At 70.8% G+C, this 25,198-nt stretch carries 23 protein-coding genes; 9 read left to right on the forward strand and 14 right to left on the reverse strand.

What is annotated here, in order from left to right:
- The first annotated feature begins 32 nt into the window (after positions 1-32).
- The 3 genes from ACGF8B_RS13405 to ACGF8B_RS13415 all read left to right on the forward strand — a co-directional run bounded on the left by ACGF8B_RS13405 (position 33) and on the right by ACGF8B_RS13415 (position 2,835).
- Complete coding sequence (locus tag ACGF8B_RS13405) at positions 33-959, forward strand: ABC transporter ATP-binding protein (protein ID WP_392737628.1); 927 nt, start codon at positions 33-35, stop codon at positions 957-959.
- Positions 956-1,723, forward strand: coding sequence for an ABC transporter permease (locus ACGF8B_RS13410; protein ID WP_392737630.1), 768 nt, complete (start codon positions 956-958; stop codon positions 1,721-1,723). Before ACGF8B_RS13405 ends, ACGF8B_RS13410 begins: the two co-directional genes overlap by 4 nt.
- Before the next feature lie 98 nt (positions 1,724-1,821).
- The gene (locus tag ACGF8B_RS13415) at positions 1,822-2,835 is read left to right on the forward strand and encodes a heme A synthase (protein WP_392737631.1); all 1,014 of its coding nucleotides are present in this window, start codon (positions 1,822-1,824) and stop codon (positions 2,833-2,835) included.
- A gap of 90 nt (positions 2,836-2,925) precedes the next feature.
- Here the strand turns inward: ACGF8B_RS13415 and ACGF8B_RS13420 are convergent, their stop codons facing one another.
- Together ACGF8B_RS13420 and ACGF8B_RS13425 are read right to left on the reverse strand one after the other, a co-directional pair.
- Positions 2,926-3,282 carry a hypothetical protein gene (locus ACGF8B_RS13420; protein WP_392737633.1) on the reverse strand — a complete coding sequence of 119 codons (357 nt, stop codon included), beginning with the start codon at positions 3,280-3,282 and terminating at the stop codon, positions 2,926-2,928.
- A 97-nt stretch (positions 3,283-3,379) separates the two neighbouring features.
- Positions 3,380-4,333, reverse strand: coding sequence for a heme o synthase (locus ACGF8B_RS13425; RefSeq protein WP_392737635.1), 954 nt, complete (start codon positions 4,331-4,333; stop codon positions 3,380-3,382).
- Positions 4,334-4,784: 451 nt separating this feature from the next.
- Here ACGF8B_RS13425 and tkt point away from each other — a divergent pair, with 451 nt between their 5' ends.
- The 6 genes from tkt (at position 4,785) to ACGF8B_RS13455 (ending at position 11,817) form a co-directional block, all read left to right on the forward strand.
- Positions 4,785-6,887: a transketolase gene (gene tkt / locus ACGF8B_RS13430; RefSeq protein ID WP_392737637.1), complete on the forward strand. Its 2,103-nt coding sequence runs from the start codon at positions 4,785-4,787 to the stop codon at positions 6,885-6,887.
- A 34-nt stretch (positions 6,888-6,921) separates the two neighbouring features.
- A complete protein-coding gene (gene tal / locus ACGF8B_RS13435) occupies positions 6,922-8,040 on the forward strand; it encodes a transaldolase (protein WP_392737639.1) in 1,119 nt (372 codons plus the stop codon).
- 5 nt (positions 8,041-8,045) lie between these two features.
- Positions 8,046-9,578, forward strand: coding sequence for a glucose-6-phosphate dehydrogenase (zwf, locus tag ACGF8B_RS13440; RefSeq protein ID WP_392737641.1), 1,533 nt, complete (start codon positions 8,046-8,048; stop codon positions 9,576-9,578).
- On the forward strand, positions 9,575-10,588 hold the full coding sequence (gene opcA, locus ACGF8B_RS13445) for a glucose-6-phosphate dehydrogenase assembly protein OpcA (protein ID WP_392737642.1): 1,014 nt from the start codon (positions 9,575-9,577) through the stop codon (positions 10,586-10,588). The genes zwf and opcA overlap by 4 nt, the downstream gene beginning before the upstream one ends.
- A complete protein-coding gene (pgl, locus tag ACGF8B_RS13450) occupies positions 10,585-11,367 on the forward strand; it encodes a 6-phosphogluconolactonase (protein ID WP_384760416.1) in 783 nt (260 codons plus the stop codon). The genes opcA and pgl overlap by 4 nt, the downstream gene beginning before the upstream one ends.
- 87 nt (positions 11,368-11,454) lie before the next feature.
- A complete protein-coding gene (locus ACGF8B_RS13455; RefSeq protein WP_384760415.1) occupies positions 11,455-11,817 on the forward strand; it encodes a VOC family protein in 363 nt (120 codons plus the stop codon).
- A 7-nt stretch (positions 11,818-11,824) separates the two neighbouring features.
- On the opposite strand, the gene ACGF8B_RS13460 is transcribed toward ACGF8B_RS13455, so the two are convergent.
- The 12 genes from ACGF8B_RS13460 to uvrC all read right to left on the reverse strand — a co-directional run bounded on the left by ACGF8B_RS13460 (position 11,825) and on the right by uvrC (position 25,147).
- Positions 11,825-13,393 carry a PH domain-containing protein gene (locus ACGF8B_RS13460; RefSeq protein WP_392737644.1) on the reverse strand — a complete coding sequence of 523 codons (1,569 nt, stop codon included), beginning with the start codon at positions 13,391-13,393 and terminating at the stop codon, positions 11,825-11,827.
- Positions 13,390-13,893: a PH domain-containing protein gene (locus ACGF8B_RS13465; RefSeq protein WP_392737646.1), complete on the reverse strand. Its 504-nt coding sequence runs from the start codon at positions 13,891-13,893 to the stop codon at positions 13,390-13,392. Before ACGF8B_RS13465 ends, ACGF8B_RS13460 begins: the two co-directional genes overlap by 4 nt.
- A gap of 4 nt (positions 13,894-13,897) precedes the next feature.
- Positions 13,898-15,550 (reverse strand): glucose-6-phosphate isomerase, encoded by a 1,653-nt coding sequence (pgi, locus tag ACGF8B_RS13470; protein ID WP_392737647.1) that lies wholly within the window; start codon positions 15,548-15,550, stop codon positions 13,898-13,900.
- Between the two features lie 150 nt (positions 15,551-15,700).
- Positions 15,701-16,036 carry an RNA polymerase-binding protein RbpA gene (locus tag ACGF8B_RS13475; protein WP_072483070.1) on the reverse strand — a complete coding sequence of 112 codons (336 nt, stop codon included), beginning with the start codon at positions 16,034-16,036 and terminating at the stop codon, positions 15,701-15,703.
- Positions 16,037-16,145: 109 nt separating this feature from the next.
- Positions 16,146-16,382 (reverse strand): preprotein translocase subunit SecG, encoded by a 237-nt coding sequence (secG, locus tag ACGF8B_RS13480; RefSeq protein ID WP_069172160.1) that lies wholly within the window; start codon positions 16,380-16,382, stop codon positions 16,146-16,148.
- A 115-nt stretch (positions 16,383-16,497) separates the two neighbouring features.
- The gene (tpiA, locus tag ACGF8B_RS13485; RefSeq protein ID WP_392737650.1) at positions 16,498-17,274 is read right to left on the reverse strand and encodes a triose-phosphate isomerase; all 777 of its coding nucleotides are present in this window, start codon (positions 17,272-17,274) and stop codon (positions 16,498-16,500) included.
- Positions 17,275-17,280: 6 nt separating this feature from the next.
- Positions 17,281-18,492, reverse strand: a complete 1,212-nt coding sequence (locus ACGF8B_RS13490) for a phosphoglycerate kinase (protein ID WP_392737652.1) — start codon at positions 18,490-18,492, stop codon at positions 17,281-17,283.
- Between the two features lie 181 nt (positions 18,493-18,673).
- The gene (gap, locus tag ACGF8B_RS13495) at positions 18,674-19,684 is read right to left on the reverse strand and encodes a type I glyceraldehyde-3-phosphate dehydrogenase (RefSeq protein WP_392737654.1); all 1,011 of its coding nucleotides are present in this window, start codon (positions 19,682-19,684) and stop codon (positions 18,674-18,676) included.
- A gap of 261 nt (positions 19,685-19,945) precedes the next feature.
- Positions 19,946-20,935 (reverse strand): DNA-binding protein WhiA, encoded by a 990-nt coding sequence (gene whiA / locus ACGF8B_RS13500; RefSeq protein ID WP_259929390.1) that lies wholly within the window; start codon positions 20,933-20,935, stop codon positions 19,946-19,948.
- Entirely contained in the window at positions 20,926-21,975 is a 1,050-nt protein-coding gene (gene yvcK / locus ACGF8B_RS13505) for a uridine diphosphate-N-acetylglucosamine-binding protein YvcK (protein WP_360540533.1), read from the reverse strand. Before yvcK ends, whiA begins: the two co-directional genes overlap by 10 nt.
- On the reverse strand, positions 21,972-22,961 hold the full coding sequence (gene rapZ / locus ACGF8B_RS13510; RefSeq protein WP_392737657.1) for an RNase adapter RapZ: 990 nt from the start codon (positions 22,959-22,961) through the stop codon (positions 21,972-21,974). The genes yvcK and rapZ overlap by 4 nt, the downstream gene beginning before the upstream one ends.
- Entirely contained in the window at positions 22,958-25,147 is a 2,190-nt protein-coding gene (gene uvrC, locus ACGF8B_RS13515; RefSeq protein ID WP_392737659.1) for an excinuclease ABC subunit UvrC, read from the reverse strand. The genes rapZ and uvrC overlap by 4 nt, the downstream gene beginning before the upstream one ends.
- Positions 25,148-25,198 lie beyond the last annotated feature (51 nt).

Raw genomic sequence — 25,198 nt, forward strand, 5'->3', positions numbered from 1 at the left:
GCCGCCCGGTCCCGTGCCTAGACTTGTCGGCCATGAAGAGCGAGTCGGCCGTAGAGGTCCGCGGCCTGGTGAAGCGGTACGGCTCCAAGACCGCTGTGGACGGCCTCGACCTGTGTGTACGCACCGGCGCGGTCACCGCCGTCCTCGGCCCCAACGGCGCCGGCAAGACCACCACGATCGAGACCTGCGAGGGCTACCGCCGCCCCGACGCCGGGACCGTGCGGGTCCTCGGCCTCGACCCGGTCGCCGACGCCGCCGAGCTGCGCCCGCGGATCGGCGTGATGCTCCAGTCGGGTGGCGTCTACTCCGGGGCGCGCGCCGACGAGATGCTCCGCCACATGGCGAAGCTGCACGCCCACCCGCTGGACGTGGACGCCCTGATCGAGCGCCTCGGCCTCGGCGGCTGCGGCCGTACGACCTACCGGCGGCTCTCCGGCGGCCAGCAGCAGCGGCTCGCCCTGGCGATGGCCGTCGTGGGCCGCCCGGAGCTGGTCTTCCTGGACGAGCCGACCGCCGGCCTGGACCCGCAGGCCCGCCGCTCCACCTGGGAACTCGTGCGCGAGCTGCGCACCGACGGGGTCTCCACCGTCCTGACCACGCACTTCATGGACGAGGCCGAGGAGCTGGCCGACGACGTCGCCGTCATCGACGCGGGCAGGGTGATCGCCCAGGGCAGCCCCGAGGCGCTCTGCCGGGGCGGCGCCGAGAACACCCTGCGCTTCACCGGCCGCCCCGGTCTCGACATCGGCTCGCTGCTGAAGGCACTGCCCGACGGTTCCGGGGCGGCCGAGATCCTCCCGGGCACGTACCGCATCACCGGGGACGTCGACCCGGAGCTGCTGGCCACCGTCACCTCCTGGTGCGCCCGGCACGGAGTGATGCCGTCCGGCATCTCCGTGGAGCGGCACACCCTGGAGGACGTCTTCCTCGAACTGACCGGCAAGGAGCTGCGCGCATGAGCGCCGGTACGTACACCCCCCGGCCGGGCGCCGCCCCGCTGGGCCGCATGATCGCCGCGCAGACCGCGCTGGAGACGCGGATGCTGCTGCGCAACGGCGAGCAGCTGCTGCTGACCGTGATCATCCCGACGCTGCTGCTGGTGCTGTTCAGCGCGGTCGACGTCGTGGACACCGGCGCGGGCGAGTCCGTCGACTTCCTGGCGCCCGGCATCCTCGCGCTCGCCGTGATGTCCACGGCCTTCACGGGCCAGGCCATCGCCACCGGGTTCGAGCGGCGGTACGGGGTCCTCAAGCGGCTCGCGGCCTCGCCGCTGCCGCGCTGGGCGCTGATGACCTCCAAGACCCTCGCGGTGCTGGTCACCGAGGTGCTCCAGGTGGTGCTGCTCACGGTGATCGCGTTCGCGCTCGGCTGGTCGCCGCAGGGCAACCCCCTCGCCGTCCTGCTGCTGCTCGTGCTCGGCACGGCGGCCTTCTCCGGGCTCGGGCTGCTGATGGCCGGGACGCTCAGGGCGGAGGCGACGCTCGCCGCGGCCAACCTGGTCTTCCTGCTGCTGCTGGTCGGCGGCGGGGTCATCGTGCCGCTGGACAAGTTCCCGGACGCGGTGCAGTCGGTCCTCGGGCTGCTGCCGATCGCGGCGCTGTCGGACGGTCTGCGGGACGTGCTCCAGCACGGTGCGGCGATGCCCTGGGGCGGCCTCGGCATCCTGGCGGTGTGGGCGGTGCTCGGGCTGGGCGCGGCGGCGAGGTTCTTCCGCTGGGAGTGAGCCCGGCGGCCTCCGGCACGTGAGCGCGCGGACGCGCTCCGTCGGCGTTTCGGGTAACTCGTCCCCCTCGTGAAAGCTTGCACAAGCCGCCGCCTACGATGGTGCGCGTGCCCAAGCTGACCCGAGCCGAAGTCGCTCAAGCCGCGCGGAACCCGCTCCTGTACATCGCCGAGCGATGGACCCCCTCCCCCCGTACGGTCCGCCGTGCGGCCATGTCCGCGGTCGTCATGGCCGTGCTCATCGTCGTGACCGGTGGCGCGGTGCGGCTGACCGGCTCCGGCCTCGGCTGCCCGACCTGGCCCAAGTGCACCGACGAGAGCCTCACGGCGACGAGCGAGATGGGCTTCCACGGCGTCATCGAGTTCGGCAACCGGATGCTGACGTACGTCCTGTGCGCGGCCGTCGGCTGGGCGATCATCGCCGCCCGGTCCGCCAAGCCCTGGCGGCGCAGCCTGACGAGGCTCGGCTGGGTGCAGTTCTGGGTGGTCATGGGCAACGCCGTGCTCGGCGGGATCGTGGTGCTGGTCGGCCTCAACCCGTACACCGTCGCGGCGCACTTCCTGCTCTCCACGGCGCTGCTCACCGTCGCGATGGTGACCTGGCAGCGGACCCGCGAGGGCGACGAGGCGCCCCGGCCACTGGTCGGCAGGGCGGTGTCCCAGCTGACCTGGCTGCTCACGGTCGCCGCGGGGCTGCTGGTCGCGGTCGGCACGGTCGTCACCGGCGCCGGGCGGCACGCGGGCGACTCCAGTGATGTGCACCGCATCCCGATCGACTGGAAGATGGTCGCGCAGCTGCACGCCGATCTGGCCTGGGTCGTGGTGGCGCTGACCGTCGCGCTCTGGTTCGTGCTGAAGGCCGTCGACGCGCCGTCCGGCCCGCTGCACCGCGCCCGTGACCTCTTCCTGGTGCTGATGGCGCAGGGCGTGATCGGGTACGTGCAGTATTTCACCGACACCCCGGAGATCCTGGTCGGTCTGCACATGCTGGGCTCGTGCCTCGTGTGGATCGCGGTCGTGCGGGTGGTCCTGTCGCTCCGTGAGCGCCCCGTGGCCGTGGCCACGGTGCCCGGCCCCGCCGCCGGGCAGCCGGAGCCCGCAGCGGCCGGCTGACCGCGCGCGGCCCCTCCCCCTACGGCGATCGCCGGACGGTTCCGAGAAGGAATCCGTCCGGCGATCGCCGTTGTACGGGGGAAGTGCCGGTCAGGCCTTGCCGGAGGGGCCGCCGATCTGGATGCCGGCCATCCGCGTCCACTCGTACGGGCCGGTGCGGACCTTCGCGGCGAACTCGCCGTCGAACTCGTCGTGCATCGTGATCCCGGCCTTGCGCGTGGCGCTCTCGGCGACCGCGTACGACGGAGCGACCAGGTCGCCCCAGCCGCCGTCCTCGCCCACGAGCACGATGCGGGCGCCCCGCTGCCCGATGTAGGCGAGCTGTCCCTCCGCGCCGCCGTGCGCCTCGGCGAAGGCACCGATCTCCTTGGCGAGCTTCGCCGCCCTGCGCTCCGCGCGGGCCGCCTGCTTGCCGCTCTCCACCTGGGTCTCTGCCGTCTCAGCCATGTTCAGGATGCTACCGACGGGTAGATCGACGCGCGACGGGCGGGGTACGTGGCCTGGGCCACGCACCCCGCCCGTCGGCAGGTGTCGAGCGGCGGGACTACCTCAGGAAGGGGTCGACCGCCACGGCGACGAAGAGCAGTGAGACATAGGTGATGGACCAGTGGAACAGCCGCATCTCCTTGAGCTTGGCCCCGGTCACACCGGCCTTGGCCCGGTTCTGCAGGCCGTGCGCCTCCCAGAGCCAGAACCCGCCGGTCAGCAGCGCCACCGCCGTGTAGAACCAGCCGGTGTAGCCGAGCGGGGTCAGCAGCAGCGAGACGGCCACCATCACCCAGCTGTAGACGACGATCTGGCGGGCCACCACCCGGTTGGACGCGACGACCGGAAGCATCGGGACGCCGACCCGGGCGTAGTCCTCCTTCACCTTCATGGAGAGCGGCCAGTAGTGCGGCGGCGTCCAGAAGAAGATGACGGCGAAGAGGATGACGGCCGCCCACGACATGGAGTTCGTGACGGCGGACCAGCCGATGAGGACCGGCAGGCAGCCCGCGATGCCGCCCCAGACGATGTTCTGTGCGGTGCGGCGCTTCAGCAGCATCGTGTAGACGACGACGTAGAAGAGCAGGGCACCGAGCGACAGCGCGGCCGACAGCCAGTTGACCAGGAGGCCGAACCAGACCGTCGAGATCACGGCGAGGGAGATGCCGAAGACCAGGCACTCGGCCGGGCTCACCATGCCGGTGACCAGCGGGCGCTGCGACGTACGGTCCATCAGCGCGTCGATGTCGCGGTCGATGTACATGTTCAGCGCGTTGGCACCGCCCGCGGAGAGATATCCGCCGACGGTGGTGGTGACCACGAGCCACAGGTCGGGCACACCCTGAGCGGCGAGGAACATCACCGGAACAGTGGTGATCAGCAACAGCTCGATGATCCGCGGCTTGGTAAGCGCCACGAATGCCTTGACACGGGCCCCGAACGGGCGATGGCCCCCTGGGCTGGGAGTCAAGGCGACCCCTGCGGGTCGGGACTCGACGGCCGTCACGCACACCCCTGACAGAGAAATCCCAGCAAGCTCCGGGCGTGAAGGCCCGGTAAAGACTTGCGCGAACCAGACCACTGTAGACGTTGGGGACAGGCCGATCTTCGCGGGGGTCGGTCGTGTTGAACGGCGCCGGAAGCAGCGGGGCCCCGCCCTCGTGGTGCGGCGCGCGGGCCGGCGGGCCGGTCGCCGTGATACTGCGCGTGAGCAGCCCGCCCGCTCACCGGAGCGGGACAGAAGTACGAGGACCTGCTCATCGGAGGGCCCATAAGTAAGGAGAAGCGCTCATCGGAGTGGCGCAGAAGTGAGCCGTCCCGCTCATACGGGAGGCGAACTCCGCGGGCCGCCCGCACCCTGGAAAGCAGCCGGAAAATGCTTGTTCCGACGGGGGTAGGCTCGACAACGCCCGGTGCGGTCACAGTCACCGGTTTACAACAGTGGAGAGGAGCCCTGACTCAGGGTGAGCACCAAGCCGACCACCACAGATCTCCAGTGGACCGAATTGGACCAGCGGGCCGTGGACACTGTCCGTGTCCTTGCAGCGGACGCCGTACAGAAGGTCGGAAACGGCCACCCTGGTACGGCCATGAGCCTCGCTCCCGCCGCGTACACCCTCTTCCAGAAGGTGATGCGCCACGACCCCGCCGACGCGGACTGGGCCGGACGCGACCGGTTCGTGCTCTCGGCCGGTCACACCAGCCTGACGCTCTACATCCAGCTCTACCTGGCCGGGTACGGCCTGGAGCTCGACGACCTCAAGGCCTTCCGCACCTGGGGGTCCAAGACCCCCGGTCACCCGGAGTACGGCCACACCACCGGCGTCGAGACGACCACCGGCCCGCTGGGCCAGGGTGTCGCCAACGCCGTGGGCATGGCGATGGCCTCCCGGTACGAGCGCGGCCTGTTCGACCCGGACGCGGCCCCCGGCACCTCTCCCTTCGACCACATGGTCTGGGCCGTCGCCGGTGACGGCTGCCTCCAGGAGGGCATCTCCGCGGAGGCGTCCTCGCTGGCCGGGCACCAGAAGCTCGGCAACCTGGTCCTGCTGTGGGACGACAACCACATCTCCATCGAGGGCGACACGGAGACCGCGGTCTCCGAGGACACCCTGAAGCGGTACGAGGCGTACGGCTGGCACGTCCAGCGCGTCGAGCAGCTGCCGAGCGGCGACCTCGACCCGGCGGGTCTGTTCGCGGCGCTCCAGGCGGCCAAGGCCGAGACCGGGCGCCCCTCGTTCATCGCGGCCCGCTCGATCATCGCCTGGCCCGCGCCGCACGCCCAGAACACCGAGGCCTCGCACGGTTCGGCGCTCGGCGCCGAGGAGGTCGCGGCGACGAAGCGGGTGCTCGGCTTCGACCCGGAGAAGAGCTTCGAGGTCTCCGACGAGGTCATCGCCCACACCCGTGAGGCACTGGACCGCGGCCGCGAGGCCAAGGGCGAGTGGGAGAAGTCCTTCGCCGCCTGGCGCACCGCCAACCCGGAGCGCGCCGCCGACTTCGACCGGATCTCCGCCGGCGAGCTGCCCGCGGGCTGGGAGGACAGGCTTCCGGTCTTCGAGCCGGGCAAGGGTGTCGCCACCCGCGCCGCCTCCGGCAAGGTGCTCCAGGCACTCGGCGAGATCATCCCCGAGCTGTGGGGCGGCTCCGCCGACCTCGCGGGCTCCAACAACACCACGATCGACAAGACGTCGTCGTTCCTCCCGGCCGGCAACCCGCTGCCGGGTGCGGACCCGTACGGCCGCACGATCCACTTCGGCATCCGCGAGCACGCCATGGCCGCCGCCATGAACGGCATCGCGCTGCACGGCAACACCCGCATCTACGGCGGCACCTTCCTGGTGTTCTCCGACTACATGCGCAACGCCGTGCGGCTGTCCGCGCTGATGCACCTGCCGGTGACCTACGTGTGGACGCACGACTCGATCGGTCTCGGCGAGGACGGCCCGACCCACCAGCCGGTGGAGCACCTGGCCTCGCTGCGCGCCATCCCGGGCCTGAACATCGTCCGCCCGGCCGACGCCAACGAGACCTCCATCGCCTGGCGCGAGATCCTGCGCCGCTACACCAAGGTGTTCGGCAAGGGCGCCCCGCACGGTCTGGCGCTGACCCGCCAGGGCGTGCCGACGTACGAGGCCAACGAGGACGCGGCCAAGGGCGGCTACGTACTGTTCGAGGCCGAGGGGTCCGACGGGCGGAGCGCGGAACCGCAGGTGCTGCTGATCGGCACCGGTTCCGAGGTGCACCTCGCCGTCGAGGCACGCGAGGAGCTCCAGGCGGCCGGCATTCCGACCCGGGTGGTCTCGATGCCGTCGGTCGAGTGGTTCGAGGAGCAGAACCAGGCGTACAAGGACAGCGTTCTGCCGCCGTCCGTGAAGGCGCGCGTCGCGGTCGAGGCCGGCATCGGCCTGACCTGGTACCGCTACGTCGGTGACGCCGGCCGAATCGTCTCGCTGGAGCACTTCGGTGCCTCGGCCGACGCCAAGGTCCTCTTCCGCGAGTTCGGCTTCACCGGCGAGCACGTCGCCGCCGCCGCGCGGGAATCTCTCGCCGCGGCCACGCGCTGACGCCGATATACGACTAGTAGGAGATGCAATTCTCATGACAGACGCACTCAAGCGCCTCTCCGACGAGGGCGTGGCGATCTGGCTCGATGACCTGTCGCGCAAGCGGATCACCTCGGGCAACCTCGCCGAGCTGATCGACCAGCAGCACGTCGTGGGCGTCACCACCAACCCGTCGATCTTCCAGAAGGCGATCTCCTCGGGCGACGGGTACGAGCAGCAGCTCACCGACCTCGCCACCCGCAAGGTCACCGTCGACGAGGCCATCCGCATGATCACGACGGCCGACGTACGGGACGCGGCGGACATCCTGCGTCCGGTCTTCGACGCCACGGACGGCCAGGACGGCCGGGTCTCCATCGAGGTCGACCCGCGCCTGGCCCACCACACCGCGGCCACCGTCGCCGAGGCCAAGCAGCTGGCCTGGCTGGTGGACCGTCCCAACACACTCATCAAGATCCCGGCGACGAAGGCCGGTCTCCCGGCGATCACCGAGGTCATCGGCAAGGGCATCAGCGTCAACGTCACGCTGATCTTCTCGCTGGAGCGCTACCGCGAGGTCATGGACGCCTACCTGGCGGGCCTGGAGAAGGCGAAGGCCGCGGGCCTGGACCTCTCCCTGATCCACTCGGTGGCCTCGTTCTTCGTGTCCCGCGTGGACACCGAGATCGACAAGCGTCTCGACACCGTCGGTACCGACGAGGCCAAGGCCCTCAAGGGCAAGGCGGCGGTCGCCAACGCCCGGCTCGCCTACCAGGCGTACGAGGAGGTCTTCTCCTCGGACCGCTGGGCCGCCCTGGACAGGGCGCAGGCCAACAAGCAGCGTCCGCTGTGGGCCTCGACCGGCGTCAAGGACCCCGCGTACAAGGACACCCTGTACGTCGTCGACCTGGTCGCCCCCGGCACGGTGAACACCATGCCCGAGGCCACCCTGGACGCCACGGCGGACCACGGGGAGGTCACCGGCGACACGATCGCCGGCACCTACGAGCAGGCCCGCGCCGATCTCGACGCCGTGGCGAAGCTCGGGATCTCCTACGACGACGTCGTCCAGCTCCTGGAGGACGAGGGCGTCGAGAAGTTCGAGGCCTCCTGGATCGACCTGCTCAACTCGACCGAGGCGGAGCTCAAGCGCCTCGCCCCTTCGGAGGGCTGACCACCTTGTCTGGTGTTCCCGGAGCCAACCCGCTTCGTGACCCCCAGGACCGACGGCTTCCGCGCATCGCGGGGCCGTCGGGTCTGGTGATCTTCGGGGTCACGGGTGATTTGTCCCGTAAAAAGCTGATGCCCGCCGTGTACGACCTGGCCAATCGCGGCCTGTTGCCGCCGGGCTTCTCCCTCATCGGATTCGCGCGCCGCGAGTGGCAGGACGAGGACTTCGCACAGGAGGTCCACGACGCCGTCAAGCAGCACGCCCGCACACCGTTCCGCGAAGAGGTCTGGCAGCAGCTCATCCAGGGGATGCGCTTCGTCCAGGGCAACTTCGACGACGACGAGGCCTTCGAACAGCTGAAGTCCACGATCCAGGAGCTGGACAAGGCGCAGGGCACGGGCGGCAACTTCGCCTTCTATCTGTCCGTGCCGCCGAAGTTCTTCCCCAAGGTCGTCCAGCAGCTCAAGAAGCACGGCCTGGCGGACCAGAAGGAGGGCTCCTGGCGGCGTGCCGTCATCGAGAAGCCCTTCGGCCACGACCTGAAGAGCGCGCAGGAGCTCAACCAGATCGTGCACGACGTCTTCCCGCCCAACGAGGTCTTCCGGATCGACCACTACCTGGGCAAGGAGACGGTCCAGAACATCCTGGCGCTGCGGTTCGCCAACACGATGTTCGAGCCGATCTGGAACAGGTCGTACGTCGACCACGTCCAGATCACGATGGCCGAGGACATCGGCATCGGCGGCCGGGCCGGCTACTACGACGGCATCGGCGCCGCCCGTGACGTCATCCAGAACCACCTGCTCCAGCTGCTGGCGCTGACCGCGATGGAGGAGCCCGGCTCCTTCCACCCGAAGGCCCTGGTCGCCGAGAAGCTCAAGGTGCTCACGGCGGTGGAGCTGCCGGAGGACCTGGGCAAGCACACGGTCCGCGCCCAGTACGCGCACGCGTGGCAGGGCGGCGAGGAGGTCCCCGGCTACCTCGAAGAGGACGGCATCGACCCCAAGTCGAAGACCGACACCTTCGCCGCGATCAAGCTGACGATCAACAACCGCCGCTGGGCGGGCGTGCCGTTCTACCTCCGGACCGGAAAGCGGCTCGGCCGCCGGGTCACGGAGATCGCGGTCGTCTTCAAGCGGGCCCCGTACCTGCCCTTCGAGTCCGGTGCCACCGAGGAGCTGGGCGGCAACGCCCTGGTCATCCGGGTGCAGCCGGACGAGGGCGTGACCGTGCGGTTCGGCTCCAAGGTGCCCGGCACCTCGATGGAGGTCCGGGACGTCACGATGGACTTCGCCTACGGCGAGTCCTTCACGGAGTCCAGCCCCGAGGCCTACGAGCGGCTCATCCTCGATGTGCTGCTCGGTGACGCCAACCTCTTCCCCCGGCACCAGGAGGTCGAGCTGTCCTGGAACATCCTCGACCCGATCGAGGAGTACTGGGACAAGCACGGCAAGCCCGCGCAGTACCCGGCGGGCACCTGGGGTCCGGCCGAGGCCGACGAGATGCTCGCACGAGACGGACGGAGCTGGCGCCGGCCATGAAGATCGATCTCACGGAGACCACTTCCAGCAAGATCAACCAGGCGCTGGTCTCGGCCCGCCGGGCCATCGGCACCCCGGCCATCGGCATGGTGCTCACCCTGGTCATCGTCACCGACGAGGAGAACGCGTACGACGCGCTCAAGTCGGCCGGTGACGCCTCGCGCGAGCACCCCTCGCGGATCATCGCGGTGATCAAGCGGGTCAGCCGCTCGCCGCGCAGCCGCCGGGACGCCCGGCTCGACGCCGAGGTGCGGGTCGGTTCCGACGCGGGCACCGGCGAGACGGTCGTCCTGCGTCTCCACGGCGAGCTGGTCAACCACGCCCAGTCGGTGGTCCTGCCGCTGCTGCTGCCGGATGCCCCGGTCGTGGTCTGGTGGCCCGAGGACGCCCCCGCCGATCCGGCGAAGGACCCGCTGGGCGCGCTCGCCCAGCGCCGGATCACGGACGCGTACTCGGCGGAGCACCCGGGCGAGGAGCTGGCGGTCCGCGCCGACTCGTACACCCCGGGCGACACCGACCTGGCGTGGACCCGCATCACGCCGTGGCGCTCGATGCTGGCGGCCTCGCTCGACCAGCAGTCCGCCCAGGTCGTCTCGGCGACCGTCGAGGGCGAGTCGGAGAACCCTAGCTGCGAGCTGCTCGCCATGTGGCTCGCGGACCGGCTCAAGGTGCCGGTGGAGCGCACCGTCTCCGCCGGTCCCGGTCTGACGGCCGTGCGGATGGAGACCAAGAACGGCGTCATCGTCCTGGACCGTCCCGACGGTTCGCTGGCCACGCTCTCGATGCAGGGCCAGCCGGACCGCGCGGTGGCGCTGAAGCGGCGGGAGACCGCCGAGCTGCTCGCCGAGGAGCTGCGCCGGCTGGACCCGGACAACACCTACGCGGCGACGGTGAGGTTCGGCGTGGCGAAGCTCGCCGGACAGGCGCGGCCGAAGCCGGCCGAGCCCGCGGCGGACGCCGCCCCGGCCGCCGCGAAGAAGACCGCCGCCAAGAAGGCGGCGTCGAAGTGAGTGCTCCGCAGCTTGTCGTGCACCGCGACAAGGAGCTGATGGCGCAGGCCGCCGCGGCCCGGCTGATCACGAGGATCGTGGACGCCCAGGCCGCACGCGGCTACGCCTCGGTGGTCCTCACCGGCGGGCGCAACGGCAACGGCCTGCTGGCCGCGCTCGCCGCCGCGCCCGCCCGGGACGCGATCGACTGGTCGCGGCTCGATCTGTGGTGGGGCGACGAGCGGTTCCTGCCCGAGGGCGACCCGGAGCGCAATGTCACGCAGGCCCGCGAGGCCCTGCTGGACTCGGTGGATCTCGACCCGTCCCGGGTGCACGCGATGCCCGCCTCGGACGGCCCCTGGGGCAACGACGCCGACGCGGCGGCCGCCGCGTACGCCGAGGAACTGGCCGCCGCGGCCGGTCCCGAGGACCACGGCCCGGTGCCGACGTTCGACGTGCTGATGCTGGGCGTCGGCCCGGACACCCACGTCGCGTCGCTCTTCCCGGAGCTGCCCGCGGTACGGGAGACCGAGCGCACCGTCGTCGGTGTGCACGGCGCCCCCAAGCCGCCGCCCACCCGCGTCTCGCTCACGCTGCCCGCGATCCGGGCGGCGCGCGAGGTGTGGCTGCTCGCCGCGGGCGAGGACAAGGCGGAGGCCGCGGAGATCGCGCTCTCGGGTGCCGGGGAGATCCAGGCCCCGGCGGCCGGTGCGTACGGCCGCGCCCGCACCCTGTGGCTGCTGGACGCGGCGGCGGCCTCCCGGCTGCCGCGCGCGCTGTATCCGCCCGCCTCTCCCTGAGAGGTCGTCAGTACGGTGGCACACGGGCCCGGTTCGCTCCTCGGAGCGGACCGGGCCCGTCGCGTGGAGGCGTGCGAGACTCACGCCATGGTGCGTATCGGAACCGTGGTGATGGGCGCGTCGGACGTACGGCGCGCGGCGGCGTTCTGGAAGGCGGCGCTCGGCTACGTGGAGCGTGACCCGGCGACGGACGACGACTGGGTGGTGCTGGTCCCGGCCGAGGGGCCCGGCGTCGGCCTGGCCCTGGACCTCAGCGGTACGCCTGTGCAGGAGGTCCCCCGGGTCCACCTCGATCTGTACACCGAGGAGCAGGACGCCGAGGTGGACCGGCTGATCGCGCTCGGCGCGGTGCGGGTGGACTGGGATCTGTACCCGGACGACCCGGACTTCGTGGTGCTGGCGGACCCCGAGGGCAACCGGTTCTGCGTCATCGACACCACGCACGGCTGACCGGGGTTCACCCGGCGGGCGGGACGCGCTCCAGGAAGGGTTCCAGCAGACCGGGCACGGCCTCGGCGGCGAAGGCGAGGCCCTCGCTCACGTCCGTGTCGTACGCCGTGTACGCGCCCGCTCCGGCAGCCGTCGTCGCGGTGACGCTCAGCACCCCGGCCCGTCGCTGGAAGTAGGTCTGGCCGACCGTCCAGCCGATGACTCCGGCCCGCTCCAGCGCGGCGGTCGAGCGCCGGACCGTGCCCGACCGCACCACCAGGTAGTCGCCGCTGACGGTGTGCCCCAGGCCGCGGTACGCGTCCCTGGCCAGGAACATCCCGGCCGGCAGCCCCACCGCGGCGCAGCCGAGCGCGATCCGGAGCAGTACCGGGGTCAGCAGCGCGCCCAGGACGGCCAGCACCGCCACCGGGACCAGGACGGCCCAGAACGCCCGGCGCAGCCTGCGGCGCAGGGCGGCGCGGGGGTGTCCGGTCAGCGGGGCGCCGGTCGGGGACACCGTCTCGCGCAGCACGTCGGCGGCCACCGCGTCGGCCACCGGCCGGGGCGCGGCGGGCAGCAGGGTGTTGTGGTCGCCGTGCTGTTCCTCGTCGTCCTTGGCGAGTCCGGTGGTGATCGCGTCGACCCGGGCGGCACCGAAGGTCCGGATGCCGAGCGGCTCGACGAGGTCGACCCCGCGCAGTCTCCGTTCCTCGATGGAGACGGACCGGGAGGTCAGCAGTCCGCGCCGGATGCGCAGGGTGCCGCCCGGTTCGCGCTCCAGCCGGTAGTTCCACCACATCTCGACCCACAGGCCGAGCGCGCCGACGACACCGGCGGCCACCGCGGCGACGGCGAGGATCACGATCATGGCGGTCAGCGAGGTGTCCCGGAAGCGCTCGCCGACCCATTCGATGACCCGCCCCTGTGCCCCGAACCAGTCGCTGACCTGCATCACCGCGCCGGCCGCCGCACCGCCCAGCGCGGGGGCGACGAAGGACACCGGCGCGTAGCGGATCCAGCGCGGGTCGAGCGCGGCGAGCTCGCCCTCGCGGTGGGTGCCCGGGGTCCCGGTGGCCGTACGCTCCAGCAGTTCGCGGCGGAGCCGTTCGCCCTCGGCCCGGGGGACCGGGTCGAGCTCCAGGGTGGAGTCGTTGCCGGAGTGCTCGCCGGTGCCGATGCGGACGGTGACCAGGCCGAGTGCCCGTTGCAGCAGATGGGCGGTGAGGTCGACGCTGCGGATGCGTTCCCGGGCCAGTGAGCGCTTCTTGACCAGGAGCAGCCCGGTGTGGAGCTCGACGCGTTCGGTACCTGTGCGGTAGCGGGTACGGCGCCACCGTACGTAGTCGCCGGCGGCCGCGGAACCGATCAGCAGGGCCGCGCCGGCCAGGACCCAGGCGACGGCGGCCCCGAAGCCGAGGCGTCCGGAGAGGCCGAGTGTGGTGGGGACTGCGGCGCCGGCCGCCACCCCGGCCGTGACGAGCGCGCTGACCAGGACCGTGCGCCGGTCCAGCCGCCGCCAGTCGACGGCGGTGGCCGTGGCGGGACCGTGGCCGCCCCCGGTGTCCGGGGAGGGGGACACGGCCGCCTCCGGGCTCATGTGGCGTCCCCGGGGGTGGCCCGGGTGATCCGGGTCAGCCGTTCGGCGAGCCCGGCCGCCGTTTCGTGGTCGAGGCCCTCGATCCGTACCGCGCCCTTGGCCGACGCGGTGGTCACGGTGACCGTGGAGAGCCGGTAGAGCTGTTCGAGCGGTCCGCGCACGGTGTCCACGGTCTGGATCCGGGACATCGGGGCGATCCGCCACTCCTGCCGGAAGACCCCGGTCCTGACGTACACCGCTTCGTCGGTGACCTCCCAGCGGTGGGTGCGGAACCACCACGCGGGGAGAAAGACGGCGCAGCCGGTGCCCAGGACCGCGAGGATCGCGGCGGGCAGCAGCAGCCAGAACCGGGCGGGCTCGATGAGCACGCCCAGCACGGCCAGGACGACCACGGGGGCGGCGGTCAGCAGCAGCCACTGGGCCCGCCACCACCCCACGGCCCTCGGATCCAGCGTGTTGTTCGGCGGCCGCAGCCGCACCGTCCCCTCCCCCGTGGTCATCGGCTCAACGCCCCCGGCGGGAGCGGTAGGCCCGCACCAGCGCGGCGGTCGAGCTGTCCAGCTGCTCGGCCCCCTCGCCCTCGGTGAGTACCGGCTCGATCTTCTTGGCGAGGACCTTGCCCAGCTCGACGCCCCACTGGTCGAAGGAGTCGATGTTCCAGACGGCTCCCTGGACGAAGACCTTGTGCTCGTACAGCGCGATCAGCTGGCCGAGGACGGAGGGGGTCAGCCGGTCGGCGAGGATCGTCGTCGTCGGGTGGTTGCCCCGGAAGGTCTTGTGCGGCACCAGCTCCTCGGCGACGCCCTCGGCCCGGACCTCGTCGGGCGTCCTGCCGAAGGCCAGCGCCTGGGTCTGGGCGAAGAAGTTGGCCATCAGCAGATCGTGCTGGGCGACCAGGCCGGGCAGCAGGTCGGCGACCGGCTCGGCGAAGCCGATGAAGTCGGCCGGGATGACCTTGGTGCCCTGATGGATCAGCTGGTAGTAGGCGTGCTGTCCGTTGGTGCCGGGGGTGCCCCAGACGACCGGTCCGGTCTGCCAGTCGACCGGATTGCCGTCCCGGTCCACGGACTTGCCGTTGGACTCCATGTCCAGCTGCTGCAAGTACGCGGTGAACTTGGACAGATAGTGGCTGTACGGGAGCACCGCGTGCGACTGGGCGTCGAAGAACGCGCCGTACCAGACGCCGAGGAGCCCCATCAGCATCGGGACGTTCTCCTCGGCGGGGGCGGTGCGGAAGTGCTCGTCGACGAGGTGGAAGCCGTCGAGCATCTCGCGGAACCGGTCCGGGCCGATGGCGATCATCAGCGAGAGGCCGATGGCCGAGTCGTAGGAGTAGCGGCCGCCGACCCAGTCCCAGAACTCGAACATGTTGGCGGTGTCGATGCCGAAGTCCGCGACCTTCCCGGCATTCGTGGACAGCGCCACGAAGTGCTTGGCGACCGCGTCCTGACCGGCTTTCAGACCGGTCAGCAGCCAGTCGCGCGCGGAGGTGGCGTTGGTGATCGTCTCGATCGTGGTGAAGGTCTTCGACGCGACGATGAAGAGCGTCTCGGCCGGGTCGAGATCGCGCACCGCCTCGTGGAGGTCGGCGCCGTCGACGTTCGACACGAAGCGGACGGTGAGGTCGCGGTCCGTGAAGGAGCGCAGCACCTCGTACGCCATGGCGGGGCCCAGGTCGGAGCCGCCGATGCCGATGTTGACGACGTTCTTGATGCGCCTGCCGGTGTGGCCGGTCCACTCCCCCGACCTGATCCGGTCGGAGAACGCCGCCATCCGGTCGAGCACGGCGTGCACACCCGGCACCACGTTCTCGCCGTCGACCTCGATCACCGCGTCGCGCGGGGCACGCAGCGCCGTGTGCAGAACGGCTCGGTCCTCGGTGGTGTTGATCTTCTCGCCGCGGAACATCGCGTCCCGCAGCCCGGCCACCCCGGTGGCCGCGGCGAGCTCACGCAGCAGCCGCAGCGTCTCGTCGGTGACCAGGTGTTTGGAGTGGTCGACGTACAGATCGCCGACCCGGAGGGTGTAGCCGGTGCCGCGCTCCGGATCGTCCGCGAAGAGCTGCCGCAGATGGGTCGTCCCGAACTGCTCGCGGTGCTTGCCCAGAGCGGTCCACTCGGGCGTCTGGTTGAGCCTGGTTCGGCTTGGTGTGTTCATCCCGGATATCAGCCCAATTCTTCTCGTGCCTGCAGATGCCCCGCTGCACCTACAAACCTAATTGATCAGAAGGGCCGACGAGGCAATGGAGACCGGCGGCACGCAAAGCAGTCCGGCCGGACACCCTGTGGGTGCCCGGCCGGTGAACTTCTAGATTTCGCCCCGGAGTTTCGCCAGCGCCTCGGCGAGAATGGCCTCGCCGTCCGCGTCGCTGCGCCGCTCGCGTACGTACGCGAGGTGCGTCTTGTACGGCTCGGTGCGCGGCGGGTCCGGCGGGCTGTCCCGGTCCTGGCCGGCCGGGAAGCCGCAGCGCGGGCAGTCCCAAGTCTCCGGTACCTGCGCGTCACTGGCGAAGCTCGGCTGCGTCTCGTGCCCGTTCGAGCACCAGAAGGAGATGCGGAGACGCGGCGCGGACTCGCCGCGCTCGGCCTCCCCCATCGGCCCCGCTCCGACCCGGCTTCCCCGGATCGCGTTGCCACTTGCCACGGTCGTAACTCCCTGCGTGATGGTGCTCGAAGATGCCCCAGTCTACGTAAGGCCCAACGCGCGTCCAGTGAAAGGAGTTACACCGTCACCGGGAATCGCGTACGACGGGTCAGCTGTCCAGCTTGATCAGCAGACCAAGCACAACAATGCACGCGAACCACGCCAGACCGACGACCACCGTGATCCGGTCGAGGTTGCGCTCGGCGACCGAGGAGCCGCCGACCGACGACTGCATGCCGCCACCGAACATGTCGGAGAGGCCGCCGCCCTTTCCCTTGTGCATCAGCACCAGCAGCATCAGCAGCAGGCTGAAGACGATCAGGGCGATCTCGAACGCCAAAATCACGGCTGGTCCCTACTTTCCGGAATTCCTCTGGACTGCATGTGCTGAGAACGGGGGCCGGGAGGCTACACCCTCCGCGGCCCCCGCAAGGGTACGACGGATCCGCGCTACCGCATACTCACTGGTCGCGGAAGCGGACGATCTTGACGAACTCGTCGGCGTCCAGCGCGGCGCCGCCGACCAGTGCGCCGTCCACGTCGGGCTGCGCCATGATCGCGGCGACATTGCCGGACTTCACCGAGCCGCCGTACTGGATGCGGACGCCGTCGGCGAGCTCCTGCGAGTACACCTCGGCCAGCCGGCCGCGGATCGCGCCGCAGACCTCCTGGGCGTCCTCGGGGGTGGCGACCTCGCCGGTGCCGATGGCCCAGACCGGCTCGTACGCGATCACGATGGACTCGGCCTGCTCGGCCGGGACGTCCTTCAGGCCGCCGTCGAGCTGCGCGAGGGTGTAGGAGACCTGGTCACCGGCCTTGCGGACGTCCAGGCCCTCGCCGATGCAGAGGATCGGGGTCAGGCCGTGCTTGTACGCGGCCTTCACCTTGGCGTTGCAGATCTCGTCGGTCTCACCGTGGTACTGACGGCGCTCGCTGTGCCCGACGGCGACGTAGGTGCAGCGCAGCTTGGTCAGCATCGGGCCGGAGATCTCACCGGTGTACGCGCCGGAGTCGTGCGCCGAGATGTCCTGGGCGCCGTACTTGATCTTCAGCTTGTCGCCCTCGACCAGGGTCTGCACGGAGCGCAGGTCGGTGAAGGGCGGCAGGACGGCGACCTCGACGGCGTCGTAGTCCTTGTCGCTCAGCGCGAAGCCGAGCTTCTGGGTGTGTGCGATGGCCTCAAGGTGGTTGAGGTTCATCTTCCAGTTGCCCGCCATCAGCGGGGTGCGAGTGGTCATGAAAGGTCAGTCCTCCAGTGCGGCGAGGCCGGGAAGCGTCTTGCCCTCAAGGTATTCGAGGCTGGCACCGCCACCGGTCGAGATGTGTCCGAACGCGTTCTCGTCGAAGCCCAGGGTGCGGACGGCCGCGGCGGAGTCGCCACCGCCGACGACACTGAAGCCCGAGGAGTCGACGAGGGCCTGGGCGACGGCCCGGGTGCCCTCGGCGTAGTCGGGGTGCTCGAAGACGCCCATCGGGCCGTTCCAGAAGACGGTGGCCGCGTCGGCGAGCTTCGATGCGTACAGCTTGTTGGTCTCGGGGCCGTTGTCCAGGCCGATGAAGCCGGCCGGCATGGCGTCCGCGGGCACGGTGCGGTGCTCGGTCGGGGCCTTGGCCTTGAGGTCCGGGAACTGCTCGGAGACCACGACGTCGACGGGGAGCACGAACTCCACGCCCTTGTCCTCGGCGCGCTTGAGGTACTCCAGCACCGCCGGGATCTGGTCCTCCTGGAGCAGCGAGCTGCCGACCTCGTGGCCCTGGGCCTTGAGGAAGGTGTACGCCATGCCGCCGCCGATCAGGATGCGGTCGGCGCGCTCCAGGAGGTGGTCGATGACGCCGAGCTTGTCGGAGACCTTGGAGCCGCCGAGCACCACGGCGTAGGGGCGCTCGACGTTCTCGGTGAGCTTCTCCAGGACGCCGACCTCGGTGGCGATCAGGTCACCGGCGGCGTGCGGCAGCCGGGCCGGGAGGTCGAAGACCGAGGCGTGCTTGCGGTGCACGGCGCCGAAGCCGTCGCCCACGTACAGGTCGGCGAGCTCGGCGAGCCGGTCGGCGAACGCGCCGCGCTCGGCGTCGTCCTTGGACGTCTCGCCGGGGTTGAAGCGGAGGTTCTCCAGGACGGCGACCTGGCCGTCGCCGAGCCCGGCGACCGTGGCGCGGGCGGACTCGCCGACCGTGTCGGTCGCGAACGCCACGTCGGTTCCGATGAGTTCACCGAGGCGGGCGGCGGCGGGCGCCAGGGAGAAGGCGGGGTCCGGAGCGCCCTTGGGGCGGCCCAGGTGCGAGGCGACGACGACTCGCGCGCCGGCCGCGACGAGCTTCTCCACGGTCGGCTGGACGGCGCGGATCCGGCCGTCGTCGGTGATGGTGGTGCCGCTGAGCGGCACGTTGAGGTCGGCGCGGACGAATACGCGCTTGCCGGTGACCCCTTCGGCGATCAGTTCGTCGATCGTCTTCATCTTGCTGGACTCCTTGGAGGGCGGGAGAGCATGCGACGGGGCCCGAACGGCGCGGCGTTGCGCTGTTCGAGCCCCGTGCTCACATCTTGGGTCTTCCGTTCGGGTCAGGCCGGACGGGGCCGGACACCGCGACCCCGGCACGACCCGGACGAGAGGCCCCGGGCGCCTGCCGGTTCGACGGTCAGAGCTGGTTGCCGACGAAGACGGTCAGGTCGACGAGGCGGTTGGAGTAACCCCACTCGTTGTCGTACCAGCCGAGGATCTTCACCGACTTGCCCTCCTGGACCATGGTCAGCGAGGAGTCGAAGGTGCAGGACGCCGGGTCTCCGACGATGTCCGACGACACGATCGGGTCCTCGGTGTAGTACAGGATGCCCTTGAGGTCGCCGCCGTCGGCGGCCTTCTTGAACGCGGCGTTGACCTCGTCCTTGGTGACCTCGCGCTGGAGCTCGACGACCAGGTCGGTGGCCGAGCCGGTCGGGACCGGGACGCGCATGGCGATGCCGTCCAGCTTGCCCTTCAGCTGCGGGAGCACCAGGGCGGTGGCCTTGGCGGCACCGGTGGTGGTCGGGATGATGTTCTCGGCGGCGGCGCGGGCGCGGCGCAGGTCCGAGTGCGGGAAGTCCAGGATGCGCTGGTCGTTCGTGTACGCGTGGACCGTCGTCATCAGGCCCTTGACGATGCCGAAGTTCTCGTCCAGAACCTTCGCCATCGGCGCGACACAGTTGGTCGTGCAGGACGCGTTGGAGATGACGTGGTGGTTGGCCGCGTCGTACTTGTCCTGGTTGACGCCCATCACGATGGTGATGTCCTCGCCCTTGGCCGGAGCCGAGATGAGGACCTTCTTGGCGCCGCCGGCGATGTGCTTCTCGGCGTCGGCCTTCTTCGTGAAGATGCCGGTCGACTCGATGACGATGTCGACACCCAGCTCACCCCAGGGGATGTCGGCCGGGTTGCGCTCGGAGAGCACCTTGATCGTGTGACCATCGACGGTGATGGTGTCGGCGGTGTGGCTGACCTCTGCCTTGAGACGACCCAGAATGGTGTCGTACTTCAGCAGGTGGGCCGTGGTCGCGGTGTCACCCAGGTCGTTGACAGCCACGATCTCGATGTCCGCACCCTGCTCCAGCAGCGCGCGGAAGTAGTTACGACCGATGCGGCCAAAGCCGTTGATGCCTACGCGGATCGTCACGAACCGATCTCCTCGTTAGGTACGCGGGGTTCTCACCCCGGCGAGTTGTATGAGATGTCCCCGACCGCCTCCGACCCTACCTCTCCGAGGGCCCCGGGGTGACATCGAGCGGGGCCGTGGGAAGCACCGGGGCCCGTACTCCTCGGTAGGAGTACGGGCCTTCGGACAACCGTCCGTACACGCAGTGGCGATTACGGAGCGTCAACACCCGGAAGGGGTCGGCGAGTCCGGAATCCGGCCGGAAGAGACCGTCGTCGGAGGTCAGCCCACCAGGCCGTCGGCGAGCTCCTCGCCGAGGGTGGATTCGGTGCCGGGGATGCCCAGGTCCTGGGCCCGCTTGTCGGCCATCGCCAGCAGCCGGCGGATCCGGCCGGCGACCGCGTCCTTGGTCAGCGGCGGGTCGGCGAGCGCGCCCAGCTCCTCCAGGGACGCCTGCTTGTGCTCCATGCGCAGCCGTCCGGCGGCCGCGAGGTGCTCGGGCACCTCTTCGCCCAGGATCTCCAGCGCCCGGCCGACCCGGGCGCCCGCGGCGACCGCGGCCCGGGCCGAGCGACGCAGGTTGGCGTCGTCGAAGTTGGCGAGCCGGTTGGCCGTGGCGCGGACCTCGCGGCGCATCCGCCGCTCCTCCCAGGCCAGCACCGACTCATGGGCGCCCAGCCGGGTGAGCAGGGCGCCGATCGCGTCGCCGTCGCGGACGACGACCCGGTCCACCCCGCGTACCTCGCGGGCCTTGGCCGCGATGGAGAGCCTGCGGGCCGCGCCGACCAGCGCGAGCGCCGCCTCCGGGCCCGGGCAGGTCACCTCCAGCGAGGAGGAGCGGCCGGGCTCGGTGAGCGATCCGTGCGCGAGGAACGCCCCGCGCCAGGCCGCCTCGGCGTCGCAGGTGGCCCCCGAGACCACCTGCGGGGGCAGCCCGCGGATGGGACGGCCGCGGCCGTCCACCAGGCCGGTCTGGCGGGCCAGCTGGTCGCCGCCCGCCACCACCCGTACGACGTAACGGGAGCTGCGCCGCAGACCGCCGGGCGCCATCACGATCAGCTCCGAGCTGTGCCCGAAGATTTCGAGAATGTCCCGCTTCAGCCGGCGTGCCGCCATCGCGGTGTCCAGCTCCGCCTCGATCACAATCCGGCCGCTCACCAGGTGCAGCCCACCCGCGAACCGAAGAATCGCCGAGACTTCTGCCTTCCTGCAGCAGGTCCGGGTCACGGGAAGCCGAGAGATTTCGTCCTTCACCGCGGGCGTCATCGCCATGGGCCGATCCTTCCATGCATCCGAAAAATACGGTCGTACGCGGCGGCCAACAGCTCCGGATCATGGATCGGAACGCCGTCGGGTGAGGCCACCGGCGCCAGCTCGACCGCGGCGCCGAGCCGCTTGGCGGCGTCGGCGAGGGACTCACGATCGGGCACAGCGGCTTCGTCGGCCAGCACCACGTCCAGGGCGAGTTTAGGGGCGTGTCGTCCCAAAACCTCCAAATGACGCTGCGGGGAGAAGCCATCAGTTTCACCGGGTTGCGGTGCGAGGTTGAGCGAGAGGACCTTACGGGCCTTGGTCTCGACGAGTGCGTCGAGCAGTTCGGGGACGAGCAGGTGCGGGATCACGGAGGAGAACCAGGACCCCGGACCGAGCACCACCCAGTCGGCGTCGAGGACCGCGGCGACGGCCTCGGGGACGGCGGGCGGGTCGTGCGGGACGAGGTGCACGGACTGCACCTCGCCGGGGGTGAGCGCCACGGTGGCCTGTCCGCGCACGGTGTCCACGTCGTCCGGGCGGGCCGGGTCGTGACCCCGCACGAGCGCCTGGAGCTCCAGCGGCACGGCGGACATGGGGAGCACCCGGCCGTGCGCCCCGAGGAGCTTCCCGACCAGGTCGAGCGCCTGGACGTGGTCGCCGAGCTGCTCCCACAGGGCGACGATCAGCAGATTGCCGACCGCGTGCTCGTGCAGATCGCCCTTGGACTGGAAGCGGTGCTGGATCACCCGGGCCCAGGTCTGGCCCCAGTCGTCGTCACCGCACAGTGCGGCGAGCGCCTTGCGCAGGTCGCCGGGCGGCAGCACGCCGAGCTCCTCGCGGAGCCGGCCGCTGGAACCGCCGTCGTCGGCGACGGTGACCACGGCGGTGAGATCACCGGTGATCCGGCGGAGCGACGCGAGCGACGCGGAGAGCCCCATGCCGCCGCCGAGGGCGACGACCTTGGGCTGCGCGCCGCGCTTGCGGCCGGACAGCCCGGAGCCGGACAGCGCGGAGGTGGCTCTGCGCAGCCGCCGCAGGCGCAGGTTGCGGCTGGTCACTCGCGCCCCATGTCCCGGTGGACGAGGACGGTCTCGATGCCTTCGGTCGCGAGCCGGGCGGCCAGCTTCTCGGACATGGCGACGGAGCGGTGCTTGCCGCCGGTGCAGCCGACGGCGATGGTCACGTAGCGCTTGCCCTCGCGGCGGTATCCGGCGGCGATGAGCTGGAGCAGCTCGGTGTACTGGTTGAGGAACTCCTTGGCACCGGGCTGGTCGAAGACGTACGCGGACACCTCCTCGTTGAGGCCGGTGAACGGGCGCAGCTCGGGGACCCAGTGCGGGTTGGGCAGGAAGCGGCAGTCGACGACCAGGTCGGCGTCGACCGGCAGCCCGTACTTGAAGCCGAACGACATCACCGTGGCGCGCAGCTCCGGCTCCTCGTCGCCGGCGAACTGGGCGTCCATCTTGGCGCGCAGTTCGTGCACGTTGAGGCTGGAGGTGTCGATCACCAGGTCGGCGTCGCCGCGCAGCTCGCGCAGCAGGTCGCGCTCGGCGGCGATGCCGTCGACGATCCGGCCGTCGCCCTGGAGCGGGTGCGGGCGGCGGACCGATTCGAAGCGGCGGACCAGGGCGTCGTCGGAGGACTCCAGGAAGACGATCCGCCGGGTGACGTGCTTGGCCTCCAGGTCGGCGAGGGACTCGCGGAGGTTGTCGAAGAAGCGGCGCCCCCGGACGTCGACGACGACGGCGATCCGTGCCACGTTGCCCTGCGAGCGGGCGCCGAGCTCCACCATGGTGGGGATCAGTGCGGGCGGCAGGTTGTCGACGACGAACCAGCCGAGGTCCTCCAGACACTTGGCCGCCGTGCTGCGCCCGGCGCCCGACATCCCCGAGATGATGACCAGCTCGGGGATGGTCGCGGGCCCGTCGCCCGTCTCGTTCGTGGTGGCCGTACTCACTTGTGCTGCTCCGTCTGCTCGGTCGGTGCCGTCGTGCCCGGCTTCTTGCCCGCGCCCGGCTTCTTGCTCGTTCTCACGCTCGGTCATGTCGTGCTGCCCCCGTCGTCCTCTTCAATGATCTCTCCTGTCGCCGTGTTCACGGCGGGCGTGGCCGGGGCGGCCGACGCGAGGGCGACAGCCACCGATTCCGCCGTTCTGCGGCCTATCCCCGGAACCTCGCAGATTTCGTCGATTGTCGCCTGCTTCAGCTTCTTCACGGAGCCGAAATGCTTGATCAACGCCTGTTTCCGGGTTTCGCCGAGACCGGCGACGGCGTCCAGGGGGCTGGAGCGGATCCGTTTGGCCCGCTTGGCGCGCTGGTAGGTGATCGCGAAGCGGTGGGCCTCGTCACGGACGCGCTGGAGGAGGTAGAGGCCCTCGCTGGAGCGGGGCAGGACGACGGGGTCGTCGTCATCGGGCAGCCAGACCTCTTCGAGGCGCTTGGCGAGTCCGCAGACGGCGATGTCGTCGATCCCCAGCTCGTCGAGGGCGCGCTTGGCGGCGGCGACCTGCGGCTGGCCGCCGTCGACCACGACGAGCTGCGGCGGATAGGCGAACCGCTTGGGACGCCCGTCGTCCTCACGGGGCTCGGCGTCCGGGTCGGGCACGGTGAGGTCCGGGCCGGGAGCGATGGTGCCGGGAGCGGGGGCGGTGGAGTCCGGGCCGGGGACGGTGGTGCCGGGACCAGCGGTGCCGGGGCCGGGAGCGATGGTGTCCGGGCCTGGGGCGGTGCCGGGCGCGGTGGCCGGTGCGGTACCGGGCACGGTGCCGGCGTCCTGCGGAGCCGGGACCGGTCCGGTCGGGGCGGGGGTCTCCTCCCACTCCCCCGTACGTTCCTTCTCCTGGAGGTAGCGCTTGAAGCGGCGGCCGATCACCTCGTGCATCGAGCGGACGTCGTCCTGGCCCTCGAAGCCCTTGATCTGGAAGCGGCGGTACTCGCTCTTGCGGGCGAGGCCGTCCTCGAAGACGACCATGGAGGCGACCACGTCGTCGCCCTGGAGGTGCGAGATGTCGAAGCACTCGATGCGCAGCGGGGCGGTGTCCAGGCCGAGCGCCTGAGCGATCTCCTCCAGGGCGCGGGAGCGGGTGGTCAGGTCGGAGGCGCGCTTGGTCTTGTGCAGCCCCAGGGCCTGCAGGGCGTTGCGCTGGACCGTAGCCATCAGGTCCTTCTTGTCGCCGCGCTGCGGGATGCGCAGGCTGACCTGGGAGCCCCGGCGGCCGGCGAGCCACTGGGAGACCGCGTCCGGGTCCTCGGGCAGGGCCGGGACGAGGACCTCCTTGGGAACCGAGTCGCCCGTCTCCTCGCCGTACAGCTGCTGGAGGGCGTGCTCGACCAGGCCCGAGGTGTCGACGTTCTCGACCTTGTCGGTGACCCAGCCGCGCTGGCCGCGCACCCGGCCGCCGCGCACGTGGAAGATCTGGACCGCGGCTTCGAGCTCGTCCTCGGCAACCGCGATCAGGTCGGCGTCGGTGGCGTCGGCGAGCACGACGGCGCTCTTCTCCATGGCCCGCTTGAGGGCCTCCACGTCGTCGCGGAGCCGGGCCGCCCGCTCGTACTCCATGTCCTCGGCCGCCGCCATCATGTCCTTCTCCAGGCGGCGGATGTACGTACCGGTCCGGCCGGCCATGAAGTCGCAGAAGTCGTCGGCCAGTTCGCGGTGCTCCTCGGGGGTGACGCGGCCCACGCAGGGGGCCGAGCACTTGCCGATGTAGCCGAGGAGGCAGGGGCGGCCGGTCCGGGCTGCGTTCTTGAAGACGCCGGCGGAGCACGTACGCACCGGGAAGACGCGGAGCATCAGGTCGACCGTCTCGCGGATCGCCCAGGCGTGCCCGTACGGGCCGAAGTAGCGCACGCCCTTCTTCTTGGCCCCGCGCATCACCTGGACGCGCGGGAACTCCTCGCCCAGCGTGACCGCGAGATACGGATAGCTCTTGTCGTCGCGGTACTTGACGTTGAACCGGGGGTCGAACTCCTTGATCCAGGAGTACTCCAGCTGGAGGGCCTCGACCTCCGTGGAGACGACCGTCCATTCCACCGAGGCGGCCGTGGTGACCATCGTGCGCGTACGCGGATGGAGCGCGGCCAGGTCCTGGAAGTAATTGGCCAGGCGCTGGCGCAGGTTCTTGGCCTTTCCGACGTAGATCACCCTGCGGTGCTCGTCGCGGAACTTGTAGACCCCCGGGGAGTCGGGGATCTGTCCCGGCTTGGGGCGGTAGCTGGAGGGGTCTGCCATGTGTCCCACCCTACTTGCGGGCGGTGACAGTGCGGCCGCCCGGAAGTGGTG

The organism is Streptomyces sp. NPDC047917 (genome assembly GCF_043204345.1).
GTDB lineage: Bacteria > Actinomycetota > Actinomycetes > Streptomycetales > Streptomycetaceae > Streptomyces > Streptomyces sanglieri.